Source organism: Paraburkholderia sp. J41 (assembly GCF_905220235.1).
Taxonomy (GTDB): domain Bacteria; phylum Pseudomonadota; class Gammaproteobacteria; order Burkholderiales; family Burkholderiaceae; genus Paraburkholderia.
Window position 1 is genome coordinate 31,980 of sequence record NZ_CAJMZE010000009.1, and the last position, 13,550, is coordinate 45,529.

The 13,550-nt window shown below is 67.2% G+C and carries 15 protein-coding genes; 4 read left to right on the top strand and 11 right to left on the bottom strand.

Features of this window, described 5'->3' with window-relative positions:
* Positions 1–15: 15 nt before the first annotated feature.
* From U5805_RS11460 to U5805_RS11470, 3 genes are all read right to left on the bottom strand, one after another.
* Positions 16–753 carry an aquaporin gene (locus U5805_RS11460; RefSeq protein WP_322103596.1) on the bottom strand — a complete coding sequence of 246 codons (738 nt, stop codon included), beginning with the start codon at positions 751–753 and terminating at the stop codon, positions 16–18.
* Positions 754–971: 218 nt separating this feature from the next.
* On the bottom strand, positions 972–1,646 hold the full coding sequence (locus tag U5805_RS11465; RefSeq protein WP_322103597.1) for a response regulator transcription factor: 675 nt from the start codon (positions 1,644–1,646) through the stop codon (positions 972–974).
* A gap of 83 nt (positions 1,647–1,729) precedes the next feature.
* Positions 1,730–2,425, bottom strand: a complete 696-nt coding sequence (locus tag U5805_RS11470; protein ID WP_322103598.1) for a response regulator transcription factor — start codon at positions 2,423–2,425, stop codon at positions 1,730–1,732.
* Positions 2,426–2,496: 71 nt separating this feature from the next.
* Here U5805_RS11470 and U5805_RS11475 point away from each other — a divergent pair, with 71 nt between their 5' ends.
* Complete coding sequence (locus tag U5805_RS11475; protein ID WP_322103599.1) at positions 2,497–2,727, top strand: hypothetical protein; 231 nt, start codon at positions 2,497–2,499, stop codon at positions 2,725–2,727.
* Between the two features lie 45 nt (positions 2,728–2,772).
* Here the strand turns inward: U5805_RS11475 and U5805_RS11480 are convergent, their stop codons facing one another.
* Positions 2,773–3,414, bottom strand: a complete 642-nt coding sequence (locus U5805_RS11480) for a response regulator transcription factor (RefSeq protein WP_322103600.1) — start codon at positions 3,412–3,414, stop codon at positions 2,773–2,775.
* A 257-nt stretch (positions 3,415–3,671) separates the two neighbouring features.
* Complete coding sequence (locus U5805_RS11485) at positions 3,672–4,979, bottom strand: MFS transporter (protein WP_322103601.1); 1,308 nt, start codon at positions 4,977–4,979, stop codon at positions 3,672–3,674.
* A 115-nt stretch (positions 4,980–5,094) separates the two neighbouring features.
* On the opposite strand from U5805_RS11485, the gene U5805_RS11490 reads away from it, so the two are divergent.
* Positions 5,095–5,982, top strand: coding sequence for a LysR family transcriptional regulator (locus U5805_RS11490; protein WP_322103602.1), 888 nt, complete (start codon positions 5,095–5,097; stop codon positions 5,980–5,982).
* 76 nt (positions 5,983–6,058) lie between these two features.
* On the opposite strand, the gene U5805_RS11495 is transcribed toward U5805_RS11490, so the two are convergent.
* Both U5805_RS11495 and U5805_RS11500 read right to left on the bottom strand, forming a co-directional pair.
* A complete protein-coding gene (locus U5805_RS11495; protein WP_322103603.1) occupies positions 6,059–7,027 on the bottom strand; it encodes a threo-3-hydroxy-L-aspartate ammonia-lyase in 969 nt (322 codons plus the stop codon).
* Positions 7,024–7,719: a transcriptional regulator gene (locus U5805_RS11500; protein WP_322103604.1), complete on the bottom strand. Its 696-nt coding sequence runs from the start codon at positions 7,717–7,719 to the stop codon at positions 7,024–7,026. Before U5805_RS11500 ends, U5805_RS11495 begins: the two co-directional genes overlap by 4 nt.
* Between U5805_RS11500 and U5805_RS11505 the strand changes: the two genes are divergently transcribed.
* Entirely contained in the window at positions 7,718–7,918 is a 201-nt protein-coding gene (locus tag U5805_RS11505) for a hypothetical protein (RefSeq protein ID WP_322103605.1), read from the top strand. The two genes, U5805_RS11500 and U5805_RS11505, sit on opposite strands and share 2 nt — an antisense overlap.
* Positions 7,919–8,134: 216 nt before the next feature.
* Here U5805_RS11505 and U5805_RS11510 read toward each other — a convergent pair whose 3' ends face one another.
* The 4 genes from U5805_RS11510 to U5805_RS11525 form a co-directional block, all read right to left on the bottom strand.
* The gene (locus U5805_RS11510; RefSeq protein WP_322103606.1) at positions 8,135–9,175 is read right to left on the bottom strand and encodes a 2Fe-2S iron-sulfur cluster binding domain-containing protein; all 1,041 of its coding nucleotides are present in this window, start codon (positions 9,173–9,175) and stop codon (positions 8,135–8,137) included.
* Between the two features lie 86 nt (positions 9,176–9,261).
* On the bottom strand, positions 9,262–10,938 hold the full coding sequence (gene hcp / locus U5805_RS11515) for a hydroxylamine reductase (RefSeq protein ID WP_322103607.1): 1,677 nt from the start codon (positions 10,936–10,938) through the stop codon (positions 9,262–9,264).
* Between the two features lie 317 nt (positions 10,939–11,255).
* Positions 11,256–11,798, bottom strand: coding sequence for a single-stranded DNA-binding protein (locus U5805_RS11520; protein ID WP_322103608.1), 543 nt, complete (start codon positions 11,796–11,798; stop codon positions 11,256–11,258).
* 130 nt (positions 11,799–11,928) lie between these two features.
* Positions 11,929–13,122, bottom strand: a complete 1,194-nt coding sequence (locus U5805_RS11525) for an MFS transporter (protein ID WP_322103609.1) — start codon at positions 13,120–13,122, stop codon at positions 11,929–11,931.
* 13 nt (positions 13,123–13,135) lie between these two features.
* Here U5805_RS11525 and U5805_RS11530 point away from each other — a divergent pair, with 13 nt between their 5' ends.
* Positions 13,136–13,522, top strand: coding sequence for a hypothetical protein (locus U5805_RS11530; protein WP_322103610.1), 387 nt, complete (start codon positions 13,136–13,138; stop codon positions 13,520–13,522).
* The last annotated feature ends 28 nt before the right edge of the window (positions 13,523–13,550 follow it).

Genomic DNA, 13,550 nt, shown 5'->3' on the forward strand with positions numbered 1-13,550 from the left:
TTCGGCGACAGGCGCTTACACGCCGTCGCGCGGCTGCGTGGCTGCGCACACGCTGTCGTGCGGTTTGCGGAGCAAGCGGTGCGCGAGGCCCGCCGCCGCGCCGCCCGCGAGCGGCGCGGCCCAGAAAAGCCAGAGTTGATCGAGCGCCCAGTCGCCGACGAATAGCGCGGGCCCCGTCGAGCGCGCGGGATTCGCGCCGCCGTTGCTGACCGGCACCGCGATCAGATAAATGGCCATGAAGCACGCGCCCACCGCGAGCGGCGCCGCCTTGCGCCGCCCCGCCGTGCTCGACATGACGAGCTGCACGAACACGAGCACGAAGGTCAGCACGCATTCGAGCGCGAACACGGCCGCGAGCGAGTATTCGCCCGGCGAGTGATCGTCGTAGCCGTTGCTGCCGAAGTCCGCGATGGCCACCGAGAAGCCCGGCCGCCCGCCCGCGATGCGCATGAGCAGCGCCGCGCCGAGAACGGCGCCGAAGGTTTGCACGGCGATGTACGGCGCGACGTCGCGCACGGGAAAGCGCCGCGACACGGCGAAACCGATCGTGACGGCGGGATTGAAATGCGCGCTCGACGCGCGCGCGGCCGCGTACCCGGCGACAGTGAGCGCAAGGCCGAAAACCATGGCCATTTCGAGCACGTTGCAGCCCTGCGCGGGGACGGTTGCGTTCAGCACCGTGGCCGCGCAACCGGCAAACACGAGCCAGGCCGTGCCCGCGCCCTCGACCGCCAAACGCTTTGCGAGCTTCATTCGTCTCTCCGTGTGCTTCGGGATCGCGCGTGGTGGCCGTCGGCCAGGTCGACAGTGAAGCGGCACTTTGTCTGGCAGGCTCTACTGAAATCGTATTGCCGGAGCGGCAATATCTGACGAACTACGCGCCAAATTTGGAAGTATGGAGAGACAATCCCCGCAATCAGATAGGACAACTCTGAAATTAAGGCAGACGCTACGCAGGACGACGTAGGACTTCAGGTGATGCCGACGAGCGTCGCGAAATCAATGAGATCGCGTTCGGTGACGAGCCCGAGCTTGCGCATCGTGCTGCGCTTTTGCGAGCTGATGGTTTTCACACTGCGTTGCAGGCGATGCGCGATCTGCCGAACCGGCATGCCCTGCGCGTAGAGCTGGAACACTTCCCATTCGCGCGCGCTCGGCACGCCCGCGCACGGCGCGCACTCGGCGCCCGCGTTGTCGAGCGCCGCGCGCGCCTGGTCGGACAGGAACGGCCGGCGCGCATTCGCGGCCGCCAGCGCGGGCAACAGCGCCACGGCAACGTCGCGCTTGTCGACGATCACGTCGAGGCCGACTTGCAGCAAACCGGTGAGGATTTGCGGCGTCGACACCATCGTGAGCACCACGACGCCGGGCGCGTCGCTCGCGCGCACGAGACGCCGCAGCACGGCGAGCGAGCTGTATTCGCCTTGCAGGCCGGGCATGCAGAGATCGGCGACCACGAGGTCGCATGGCGTCATGTCGAGCTGCGTGGCGAGTGCGAGCGTGTTGTCCGCCTCGCCGACCACGACCGCGCACGACTCGCTGTGCAGCAGCTTCGTCACGCCGAGACGCACGCAGGCGTGATCGTCGGCAACGATCACGCGCGGCGGCGTGCTCGCCAGGCTCAGGGCGTCTTGCGCGTCATCCATGATGAGGTTCTTTCTTGAATAGCGACGTTGCGCGGAGGCTGCACGGAGGTAGCGCGGAGGTTGCGCGCGAGCCGTGCCGTACTTCACACCGGCTCGATCTGGGTCACGCCGCATTCGACGGCGAAACGGTAAAGCTCGATATCGTTGGTGAGCGCGAGCTTTTTCATCGCCGAGCATTTCTGCGCGCTGATGGTCTTGACGCTGCGCCCGAGCAAGCCCGCGATTTCCGTCACGCCCAGGCCCTTCGCATAGTGCGTGAGCACCTCGAACTCGCGCCGCGTCAGCAGCCGGTGTACTTCCTCGCGGCGCTCCGTGCGCGCCGCTTCCGCAAGCAGATCGCGCACGACGGGACCGAGGTAATGCTCGCGCGCCATGGCCGAGACGATGGCGACGGGAATCAGGTCGATGCGGTCGCGCTTGCTCAGCACGCCTTCCACGTCGAGCCCGATGGCCTTGCGCAGCGCGGCGGCGTCGCTTTCCATGGTGAGCACGACGACGGGCTTGTGCGGAAACTGCTGGCGAAACGCGCGGATCGTTTCGTGAGAATCGAACTGGGCGGCCGCGGTCATGTGAAGATCCATCAGCACGAGATCGAACGCGTGCTGCGCGGCCGCCTCGAACAGCGACGGCACGGTTTGCGCGCGCGCGACGATTTGCAGGTTCGGATAATTCGACAACAGGCTTTCGAGCGCGAACAGCACGAGCGGATGATCATCGGCGAGAATCACGCGCACGGGCGCGGCCATGTCGGACAGCTCGGCTGCCGGCGCGCCGCGCATGGAGCGCGCATCGCTCGGAACGTGCACCGAATGCAGCGACTGGGGCTGCGCCGACGATTGCGGCGACGGCTGTGGCGACGATTGCGATGTCGATTGCGCTAGCGATTGCGCTGACGTTTGCACCGCCAATTGCGATGTCGATTGCGCTAACGATCGCACCGCCAATTGCGACGTCGATTGCGCTGACATTTGCGCCGCCAGTTGCGATGTCGATTGCGCTGACGTTTGCGCCGCCAATTGCGATGTCGATTGCGCTGACCATCGCGCCGCCAATTGCGGGGGCGGAGGCGGCTGCGCGGTGACGATGTCGTGCCCGCAACGCGGCGCGAGCGAGTCGAAATGCATAGTCATATCAGTCCGTGTGCTCTGACGAACGCGAACAGGCCCGCGTCGTTGCTGACGCCCAGCTTCGCCATGGCGTCGCGCTTCTGGCGGCTGACGGTGCGCACGTCGCGATCGAGCGTGCGCGCAATCTCGGTGATGGTGCTGCCGCAGACGAACTTGCGGATCACCTCGGATTCGCGCGGCGTGAGGCGCGGCAGCGGCGAACCGATGCCGAGGTCGCCGACCGCGAGTTCCTGCTGGATGGACGGGCTCAGCCACGCGTGGCCCAGGCCCGCGCCGCGCACGGCGCGGGCGAGTTCGTCCATGGACTCGCTCTTGCGCAGCATGGCGATGACGCCCGTGTTCATGACGGCGCGCAGAATGGCGACGTTCGCGATGCTCGTGAGCACCACCACGCGCAAGTCGGGCCAGTCGCGGCGCAGGCGGCGCACGAGACGCAAGCCGTCTTCGGCGTCGCCCCTGGGTTCGGGCATGGTGAGATCGGTCACGACGATGTCGCAGTTCACCGAGTCGAGCAGATCGAACAGCCCGCTCGCGCTCGACGCCTCGCCGACCACTTCGATGTCCCCGGCGGCAACGAGTGCGGAACGGACGCCGAGCAGGACGAATGGATGGTCGTCCGCCAGGACGGCACGTAACTTCACACTGTTCTCCTTCGAATTCAATGGTGCTTTCGCAGGCGGCGCCCGATGCCGGACCCGCCGACGGAATCGCACATGACTTGGCGCCACGCACCAAGGTCATTTATCAGACCATTGAAATTCGTCCCTCAGAATCGGAGATTTCCGAATCGTTAAATTCTCCTTAATTTATCCGCTACCGTGCGATGCCCACCGGCTCGTTTTCCGAATCAAATCGCATATTAAATGCGAACATCCCAAATTTTTATCGAATTCCTAAGTTAATTCGCGACGCGTGTTCGGGTTTGTCGAGCCCCCTTATCGGCGTAACAAACCGCTTGTGCGGGCGAGCGCGCGAACGCGGGCCATGCGAGGAATGCGCACAGCGCGGCCGCGCCCCATACCGCCGGCCACGCGTGCCATGCGAGCAACGTGGGAATCGCCGAAGGCGCAATCCAGAAAGCGAGGAAAGCGCCCGTGTTTCCCATTGCGAGCGCGGTGCCGACGCGGCCCTGACCGGCGAGCGTCGCGAGTTCGGTGAACGCCACGCCATGCCACGCCGAAGCCGCGATGCCGCCGGACACGAGCAACGCCGCCAGCGCGACGGCAACGGCGCCCGATGCCGGATGCGGATGCGGCACGAATGCGCTTTGCGCCGCGAGCGCCGCAAAGAGCGCGGCCGTGAGCGCGGCGCTGGCGCGCAGATAATCGCGCCGGTTGCCGCGCCGGTCGGTCCAGCGCCCGCTCCAGACGCGCATGAACGCAGCGCCGCCCTGCACCGCGAACAGCGTCGCGCTAACGGCCGCCGTGCCCGCCTGCCCGACGTCGTGCAGAAAAATGCTCGCGAACGACAGCACGGCGATCTGGGGCATGCAGAGCGCGCCGATGCCAATCACCATGCGCCACACCGGCGCGCTGCGCAGCGGCGAAACTGCGCGAAGGGTTTCGGACCGGCCCGCATCGAGCCCGCCCGCCTCCGGTTCGGGTTCGGGTTCGCGCAGCCATGCGTACGCGAGCGCCGCCGAAACCACGCACAACGCCGCGAGCACGCCGAATACGGCCGCGAATCCCGCGTGCGCGGCAAGCGCGGGCAGCACCAGTGCGCCGACGCCACCGCCCGCGGGCACCGCCGTTTGCCGGATGCTCATTGCGAGGCCGCGCTCCTGCGCGGCAAACCATGCCATGACGGCGCGTCCACTTGAACCGTTCACGCTGCCGCCGAACAGGCCGAGCGCAAGCAGCCCGGCGGCAAGCGTCGCGGGCGCGGGCACCCTCGCGTGAGCGGGCGCGCCCCACACGGCCATCGCGGCGAGCACGAGCGCCGTGGCGGTCAGCCCCGTGAGAAGCACGCGGCGGTCGCCCCAGCGGTCGGTGAGAAGTCCCCACGGCAGTTCCGACAGCACGATGCCGAGTCCGAGCATGCCCAGCACCAGGCCGAGTTGCCCGGTGCCGAGCCGGTAGTCTGCGCGCAGCACGACCGCCGTGGCGGGAATGCCGCCCAACGCCGCCGCGAAGCTCGCGTTCGCCGCGACACCCACGCCGAGCACTTTCCACCGATGCGCCGCGCCGTGCGTTTGCCTGCGTCCCATGATGTTCTCCGTTCGAGGTTGACTGCGGGCATCGTAGGGGCGCACCATTTATCGGAAAAGCGGGAATTTCCTATTGGTTCATTCGGTTTCAACGAAACATAGGGGCGGCAAGGTCATGAACGCACGCGGTTTCGATCTCGCGCAGTTGCGCACTTTTATCGCCGTCACGGAAGCGGGCAGCGTCTCGGCGGGCGCCGGGCGCGTGTTTCTCTCGCAATCGTCGGTGAGCGAGCAGTTGAAGAAACTCGAGGAACGCGTCGGCCAGCCGCTCTTCGTGCGCAGCAAGCACGGTATGGCGGCCACGCCCGCGGGCGCGAAGCTGCTCGCGCACGCACGCCGTATCGTGGCGATCTGCGACGCGGCGTTCGACGACATGCTCGGCCGCTCGCTGGACGGCGAACTGCGACTCGCGATCACCGACTACTACCGGCCGCACGACATCGCCGAAATCATTCGCCGTTTCGCGAGCCAGCATCCGCGCCTGCGCCTGCACGTGACCGTGCTGCCGAGCGCCGTGATCGACAGCAGCGCCGACGACAACGCGTTCGATATCGGCCTCTCGCTGCGGCTCGTCGAAGGCGCGCGCAAGAACGTATCGAGCGCGCCGGCCGGCACGGCGATTCGCCGCGAAAGGCTAGTCTGGGTGAGCGCGGCCCAGACGCTGCGCGAGCGTGTCGCATCGGCGCCGCCATGGCCGCTCGTGCTGCTGCCTTCGACGTGCCAGTTGCAGCGGCGCGTGGTGAAACTGCTCGACGACGCACGCATTCCGTATCTGATCTCGCATTCGGCGTCGGGCGTGGCGGGGCTGCAACTCGCGCTGAAAGCGGGGCTGGGAATTTCCTGCCTGAACGAATCGGCGGTAGGCGAAGGCATCCTGCCTTGCCCGGCTTCGTTCGGACTGCCAACCTTGCCCGCAGCGGAATTTCATCTGCTGCCGGGACAACCCGGCGAGGCGCCGCACGTCACGAACGCACGCGCGGCGCTGGCGGAACTGCTGGTATAGATCGCGCGCGCAAGGACGTACTCTTGCGGGCCACCATCACGTCTTCAGCTTGCCTTCAGCCGCCCTGCGGACGCCCTTAATCCGCTGCCTGCACGAGCGCCGCGAAACGCAGCAGATCCACGTTGCCGCCCGAGATCACCACGCCCACGCGCTTGCCGCGCACATCGACCTTGCCGTGCAGCACGGCGGCCGCCGCAAGGCAACCGGTCGGTTCGACCACGAGCTTCATGCGGCTCGCGAAGAACTTCATCGTGTCGACGAGTTCGGCGTCGCTCACCGTCACGATCTCACTCACGCGCTCGCGAATCACGGCGAACGTAAGCTCGCCGAGGTGCTGCGTCTGCGCACCGTCGGCCAGTGTTTTCGGCGTGTCGATATGAACGATCTGGCCGCTCTGGAAACTGCGCTGGCCGTCGTTGCCCGCCTCCGGTTCCACGCCGATCACCGTGCAGCCGGGCGACATCGCATGCGCGGCCGTGGCGCAGCCGGAGAGCAGCCCGCCGCCGCCGAGCGGCGTAAGCAGCAGGTCGAGTTCGCCGGTTTCCTCGAACAGTTCCTTCGCCGCCGTGCCCTGCCCGGCCATGACGTGCGCGTGGTCGTACGGCGGGATCAGCGTGAGGCCGCGCTCGGCCGCGAGCCGCTTGCCGAGCGCCTCGCGGTCTTCGGTGTAGCGGTCGTAGAACACGACTTCGCCGCCGTAGCCGCGCGTGGCCTCCACTTTCACGGCGGGCGCGTCGTGCGGCATCACGATGACGGCCTTCACGCCGAGCAGCCGCGCCGACAACGCGATCGCCTGCGCGTGATTGCCCGACGAAAACGTGATGACGCCGCGCGCTTTCTGCTCGGGCGTGAACTGCGCGATGGCGTTGTAGGCGCCGCGAAACTTGAACGCGCCCATGCGTTGCAGGCTTTCGCACTTGAAGAAAAGCTCCGCGCCCGTGCGCTCGTTCGCGGTGCGCGACGTGAGCACCGGCGTGCGGTGCGCGATGCCGCGCAGGCGTTCGTGGGCGGCGGCGACGTCGTCGAAGGTGATGGGCAGGGTCATGGTCGGTGTTCCACTGGCAGGTAGGTGTAGACGGTCGAGCGGGCCACGCCGAGCGTGGCGGCGACTTCGGCGAGCGCATGGCGCAGGTTGAGATGGCCGCTCGCGGCGAGTTCGCGCACGGCTTCGCGGCGCTGCGCCAGCGTCATGCCGATGGGCGTGGCGTTGCGCGCGGCGGCGAAACGTTCGAGCGCGGCGCGCACTTCGCCGCGCCCGTCTTTGCCCGTGCCGCCTGCGGCGCACTGCGCGAGCGTTTCGTCGACGGGCGCGGCGCCGCCCGTTTGCATCAGTTGCGAAAGGCCCGCCGTCACGGCGCCGAGCAGCGAGACGTCCATGTTCAGGCAGATCGCGGCCACACACTCGCCCGCGCTATTTTTCAAGCCGATGGACGTGCTTTTGACGGGCCTTCCGTCGGGGAAACGATTCGGATAATTCGCCACGACTTCGGGAAACGCCGGGTCGGCGATGCGCGCGAGCCCCATTTCCGTGGCCGCGTCGCCGACTTGCCGCCCCGATAGATTGTTGGCGATCGCCACGACCGAGTGCTCGGGCCGCGCGAGATCGTGCAGCACGACTTCGACGAGCGGCGCGAGCGTCTGGCCGAGCGCTTCCACGATCTTGCGGCCCTCGCGCAGCAAGAGCGCGTTTTCGTCGAGGATGGCGGTTGTGGGAGCGGGTTGGCGGCGCGGTTTCATGATGATCGACATTTTGACATTTATCGACAATATGTCAATCGACGAAAAAAGCGCGAATCGCGCATGGGTACGCGAGGCAAAAAAAGACCTCGCCCGAAGGCGAGGCCGGAAAGTCGCGGAGCGGGGAATCGTCGCTCCGCGGTTGGGTTCGGACCACGGCATGATCGGCGATACGAGCCGTGACCTATGCGCGGCATGAGCCGCGATATGAGGCGCGATACGAGCTGCGATATGAGCTGCGACACAAGCCGCAAATACAAAGCCGCAAATACGAGCAGCCGCAATACGAGCCGCAAAATAAGCCGCAACGCGAGCTGCACGAGTTGCAACACGAGCCGCGCCAAGAGCCGCGACACGAGCCGAAACATAACCGCGCCACGAACCGCACCATCAACCGCAACGCGCGCCGCGCGGCTCAAGCCGTGAAGCGCTCGCTCACGAACTGCGCCGCCGGCACTTGCGCCGCGAAAGCCGCCGCCTGCGCCGCGCTCACCATTGCGGGCGGCCCGCACGCGTAAATATCGGGTGCGACCGTGCAGCCCGCGAGCGCGGCGGCGAGCGCATCGACGGGCGTGCCGAGCCACGCGTCGTCGCGATCGTGCGGCTCGCGCACGCACAACTCGACGCGCAGTTGCGGCAGCGTTACTTGCAACGCGCGCAACGCGTCGAGCAAGAACAGCTCGCTCGCGCGATTCACGCCGAAAAAGAGCCGCGCCTCGTTCGTCTCCCCGTACTCGGCCATGCGTCGCAGCATGGAGAGCACGGGCGCGAGACCCGTGCCGCCCGCCACGAACCAGCGCGGCCGCAAGCTTTCGTCGATCAAGCCGAAGCCGCCCTGCGGGCCATGCACGACAAGCGCGTCGCCGATCCGGGCGCGCTCGCGCAGATAGGCCGAGAACGCGCCCTCGGGCCGCAGCCGGATCAGGAATTCCAGGCGCCCTTCCCAGTTGCCCGTATTGGCGAGCGAGAAGGGGCGGCGCACTTCGCCGCCGCCTCCGTCCGCCGTACCCGGCAACGCCAGTTCGACGAACTGGCCCGCCGCGAATTCGGCGGCGCTGCCGTTGGCGTCGTCGGCGTCGAGTTGCAGTTCCAGGCGGCGCGTATTGTCGGCGATGGTTTCCAGCGCGACGATGCGGGCGCGACGCACGGCCACGGGCTGCAACAGCACCTTCGCGCGGTCGTACGGCGCGGCGATGCGCAGGTCGCTCGACGGCGTGGTGCGGCACAGCAGCACCGCATGACCGTCGCCGGGAGCGAGCGCGTCGGGGCCGTGCGCGCCGAGCGTGTACGTTCCGGCGGTCACGCTCGCATGGCACGCCCCGCAACTGCCGCGGCCGCACTGCGACGGCAGCGTGATGCTGGCCGCCGCAGCCGCCGCGAGCACGTCCTGGTCCGGCGCGCACGCAAAGCCGAACGACGCGCCGTCGCGCGTGATCAATTCGATTCGATAACTCATGGGGTTCGCTTTTCCTCGCGTTTTCCTCGCGTTTTCCTCGCGCTTCTGCACGTTTCCGCGCTTTGGCTCTCGACCTGCCGTTGCGCTCAGGCGGCTTCGCGCGTGAGCGCGGCCGCGAGATCGGCGTGCGCGTCGCCGATCGGCTTGATGCCGAATCGCGCCACCAGAATCTCGAGCACGTTGGGCGTGAGGAACGCGGGCAGCGTGGGGCCGAGATGGATGTTGCGAATTCCGAGCGCGAGCAGCGTAAGCAGCACGGCGGCGGCCTTCTGCTCGAACCACGACACGACGAGCGTGAGCGGCAGATCGTTGACGCCGCACCCGAACGCGCCCGCGAGCGCGATGGCGATCTGGATCGCCGAATAGCTGTCGTTGCACTGGCCGACGTCGAGCAGGCGCGGAATGCCGCCGATGTCGCCGAACGCGTGCCGGTTGAAGCGATATTTGTTGCAGCCGAGCGTCATGACGACGGTGTCGGCGGGCGCGGCTTGCGCGAAGTCCGTGTAGTAGTTGCGGCCGGGCGCGGCGCCGTCGCAGCCGCCGATCAGGAAGAAGTGGCGAATGCGGCCGGCCTTCACGGCGTCGATCACCTTGTCCGCCACGCCGAGCACCGCGTTGCGCGCGAAGCCGATCGTCACGGTTTGCTCGGGCGCGGTTTCGCGAAAGCCGGGCAGCGCCTGCGCGGGCGGCAGAAGCTTCGCGAAGTCGTGATGGTCGAGGTGGCGCACGCCCGCCCAGCCCACCGGCCCGGTCGTGAAAATGCGCTGGCGATATTGCGGCAGCGGCTCGATCAGGCAGTTCGAGGTCATCAGGATCGGGCCGGGGAAATTCGCGAAATCGGCGTGCTGATCCTGCCATGCGCCGCCGAAATTGCCGGCGAGATGCGGGTACGCCTTGAACTTCGGATAGGCGTGCGCGGGCAGCAGTTCGCCATGCGTGTAGACCTGCACGCCGGTGTCGGCCGTGGCTTCGAGCAGCGCTTCGAGGTCGCCCATGTCGTGACCGGAGACGAGAATCGCCTTGCCTGCGCGCGGCGTCATGCGCACGGACGTGGGCTCGGGAATGCCGAAACGGCCCGTGTTGGCCGCGTCGAGCAATTCCATCACCGCGAGGTTCAGCTCGCCGAGCGCGAGCGCGTGTTCGAGCAGACCGGCCGCTTGCGCGGGTTCGCCCGCGAGAAACACGAGCGCGTTTTCCACGCCTTCGTACACGCGTTCGCTTTCGTAGCCGAGCACGCGCGCGTGGTGGGCGTACGCGCACACGCCCTTGAGGCCGTAGAGCACGAGCGCGCGCAAGCCCACGATGTCGTCGCCGACCTGCGCCTGGCCCGCCAGAATGCCGACCCGCGCCGCTTGCGCGAGGAGTTCGGGAAGATCGCCGCCGGCTTGCCATTGCGCGGGGCCGTGCGGCGCTTCCGCGGCCGCGCCTTGCGCGAGCGCGAGCGTTTCCCAGGCCGCCTTCACGCGGTCGCGATGTTGCGCGGCCTCGTGCAGCATCGTGACGAACCGGGCCGCATTGAAGTTGACGTTGGTGAGCGTGGTGAACAGCGCGTAGAGCACGAAGCGGTCGGCTTCGCGGTCGGGCGCGCCGAGCTTGCGCGCCAGCGCGCCGTATTGCGCGATGCCTTTGACGGCGTGAATCAGCAGATCCTGGAGGTCGGCGGTCGTGGCGTCCTTGCCGCAATTGCCGCGATTACCCGTCCCCGCCGCGCAGCCGGGCCGGGTTTGGGTTCGATCGGTTTGTTCGCACTGATAGCAAAACACGGCTTTCTCCTTTCGTGGGTGACGTCGATGGCGCGACGGGGCCGAGCCTCGATCGACTGACAGATTCGCGCGCCATTCTTGTAAGATGCAATCTAAATGCATCTTTTTTATCGTCGCGCGCCGAAGGAAGTCTTGCCGTGATGTAAATCAGAAAAAGCGGCGGCGGCCGTGCGGAAACGCGAAGGTGAGCGCACACGCCGCAGGGCCAAGCGGCACCCAGGAGGAAAAAGCAAAAAGCCCCGGATTTCGGGCCGTGAGCCTGAAATCCGGGGCTTTCGAGCGTGTCGCTCGCGCCGTGCGGCGCGCGGAAAACCTGTTTAGAACGGAATATCGTCGTCCATTTCGTCGAAGCCGCCGCCAGCCGGCGCGTTCGAGCGGCCGCCCGCACCGCCGCCGGCGTTGCCGCCCGACGAACGCGGCGCACCGCCGCCACCGCCACCGCCCGAGGCGCGGCCGCCGCCGCGCGGCGCCGACTGCTGGCTGTAGCCGCCGTCGTCGCCCATGTCGCTGCCCGACGAAGCGCCGCCACGGCCGCCCAGCATTTGCATCTGGTCGGCGACGATTTCCGTCGAATAGCGGTCGGTGCCGTCCTGCGCTTGCCACTTGCGCGTGCGGATACGGCCTTCGATATACACCGACGAGCCTTTCTTCAGGTATTCGGAAACGATCTCGGCGAGACGGCCGAAGAACGCCACGCGGTGCCATTCGGTCATTTCCTTGAACTCGCCGGACGCCTTGTCCTTGTAGCGGTCCGTCGTAGCGAGGCGGATGTTCGCCACGGCGTCGCCGCTCGGCAGATAGCGCACTTCCGGCTCGGCGCCGAGATTGCCGACGAGAATCACCTTGTTCACGGATGCCATGATTTTCTCCTGTTAATTCCGTTGCGAGGAGCGGCCGCGCGGTGCGCGCCGGCGCGCGATTTCACACGCGCCGTTGCATACCGCCTCCGCGAATTGCATTTGCTGCGAACCCGGCGTTCGCGGGTTCGGATCAGGCGCGCTTGAGCGGCGCCTTCATATTGGCCGCGATTATAAGCCAGCACAACACGAGCCCCGAGCATGCGTAAAACACGGTGCTGGCGCCGTCGTGCTTGAGCAGCCAGCCGCCCACCACGCCGCCCAGCGCCAGACCGATCGACTGCGTGGTGTTGTACACGCCCGTGGCCGCGCCCTTGCGACTGCCCGGCGCGAGCTTCGAAACGAGCGACGGCTGCGACGCTTCCAGAATATTGAAGCCGAGAAAGTACACGAACAGCACCGCCGACACGATCAACAATGTATGCGCGAGCGAGCCGAGCAACAACTGGCCAATCAGGATAAGACCAATCGCAGACACCACCACCGCCTTCATCTTGCCGCGCTTCTCCGCCGCGATGATCGCGGGCACCATCATGACGAACGAAAGGCCCATCACCGGCAGATACACCTTCCAGTGCGACGCCACCGGCAAGCCGGCATCGACGAGCAGGCGCGGCACGACGAGAAACAGCGCCGTTTGCGTGGCGTGCAGCACCAGCACGCCGAAGTTCAAACGCAGCAGCTCGACGTTGTGCAGGACTTCGGCGAACGGCGCGCGCACATGCACCGGTTTGTGGGGCGCGTCGGGCACGACCCAGATCACCACGCCCACCGCGAGAATCGAGAACACGCCGACGAGCGCGAACAGGCCGCTCATGCCGACCCAGTGGAACACGATGGGCGCGCCCACGATCGCCACCGCGAACGACATGCCGATCGAGCCGCCCACCATCGCCATGGCCTTGGTGCGGTGTTCCTCGGCGGTCAGGTCGGCGATGAAGGCCAGCACGGCCGACGACACCGCGCCCATGCCCTGGATCACGCGGCCGACGATGATCCACGCCATGTCGTGCGCGCCCGCGGCCACGAAGCTGCCGATCGCGAAGATCACGAGGCCCGCGGCGATCACCGGCTTGCGGCCGATCTTGTCGGAGATCCAGCCGTAGAAGATGTAGAGCAGCGACTGCGTGACGCCGTACGCGCCGAGCGCGATGCCGACGAGCAGCAGGTTGTCGCCGCCGGGAATGGTTTTCGCGTACACCGAAAACACCGGCATGATCATGAAGAGGCCCAGCATGCGCAGCGCGAAGATCGCGGCGAGCGACACCGTTGCGCGCAACTCGGGCGCGCTCATGCGTGTGGAAGTGGCGGGTGAGTTGGAGGACATCGGAGCGTGATAAGTGGGGTTCGCCGCTGCCGGCTCGGATGAGCGGGCGAAGGCGAGCTTCGTTGTTGCCGCGGCGGTCTTGCAGGAACGGGAACGAAGGTGGCACGAAATATCCGGCGATGCGCGGGCTGCACGCGGGGCGACATCGTCGCGCACGCGGCTCTTGCAACGCGCCGCGCACGCCCCATCTGCGAGAAACCACGACGAACCGCGCGCACGCCATTGCTGGAAGGCCCGCGAAACGCGGCGCACGCCGCACGCCGCACCGGCTGCCGCGCACGCATCGCGCACCGGCCGCGCGGCGTCGAACTTTCCCGAAGCCCTGCTTCCCTCATTCGCGATGAAGCCCGCCGCGAAGCTCGCAGCAAAGCGCTCGAGCGCGGGCTTTCAAGCGGGTTAAAGCGCCTTTCGAAGACCGTCGGCAAGCC

Bases quoted from the DNA above. Each gene is read 5' to 3' on its own strand.
- U5805_RS11485 (WP_322103601.1), bottom strand. From the start codon at position 4,979: ATGGGACGCAGGCAAACGCACGGCGCGGCGCATCGGTGGAAAGTGCTC.
- U5805_RS11470 (WP_322103598.1), bottom strand. From the start codon at position 2,425: ATGCGCGGCGCGCCGGCAGCCGAGCTGTCCGACATGGCCGCGCCCGTG.
- U5805_RS11490 (WP_322103602.1), top strand. From the start codon at position 5,095: ATGAACGCACGCGGTTTCGATCTCGCGCAGTTGCGCACTTTTATCGCC.
- U5805_RS11495 (WP_322103603.1), bottom strand. From the start codon at position 7,027: ATGACCCTGCCCATCACCTTCGACGACGTCGCCGCCGCCCACGAACGC.
- U5805_RS11520 (WP_322103608.1), bottom strand. From the start codon at position 11,798: ATGGCATCCGTGAACAAGGTGATTCTCGTCGGCAATCTCGGCGCCGAG.
- U5805_RS11510 (WP_322103606.1), bottom strand. From the start codon at position 9,175: ATGAGTTATCGAATCGAATTGATCACGCGCGACGGCGCGTCGTTCGGC.
- U5805_RS11525 (WP_322103609.1), bottom strand. From the start codon at position 13,122: ATGTCCTCCAACTCACCCGCCACTTCCACACGCATGAGCGCGCCCGAG.
- U5805_RS11505 (WP_322103605.1), top strand. From the start codon at position 7,718: ATGATGATCGACATTTTGACATTTATCGACAATATGTCAATCGACGAA.
- U5805_RS11465 (WP_322103597.1), bottom strand. From the start codon at position 1,646: ATGGATGACGCGCAAGACGCCCTGAGCCTGGCGAGCACGCCGCCGCGC.
- U5805_RS11500 (WP_322103604.1), bottom strand. From the start codon at position 7,719: ATGAAACCGCGCCGCCAACCCGCTCCCACAACCGCCATCCTCGACGAA.
- U5805_RS11460 (WP_322103596.1), bottom strand. From the start codon at position 753: ATGAAGCTCGCAAAGCGTTTGGCGGTCGAGGGCGCGGGCACGGCCTGG.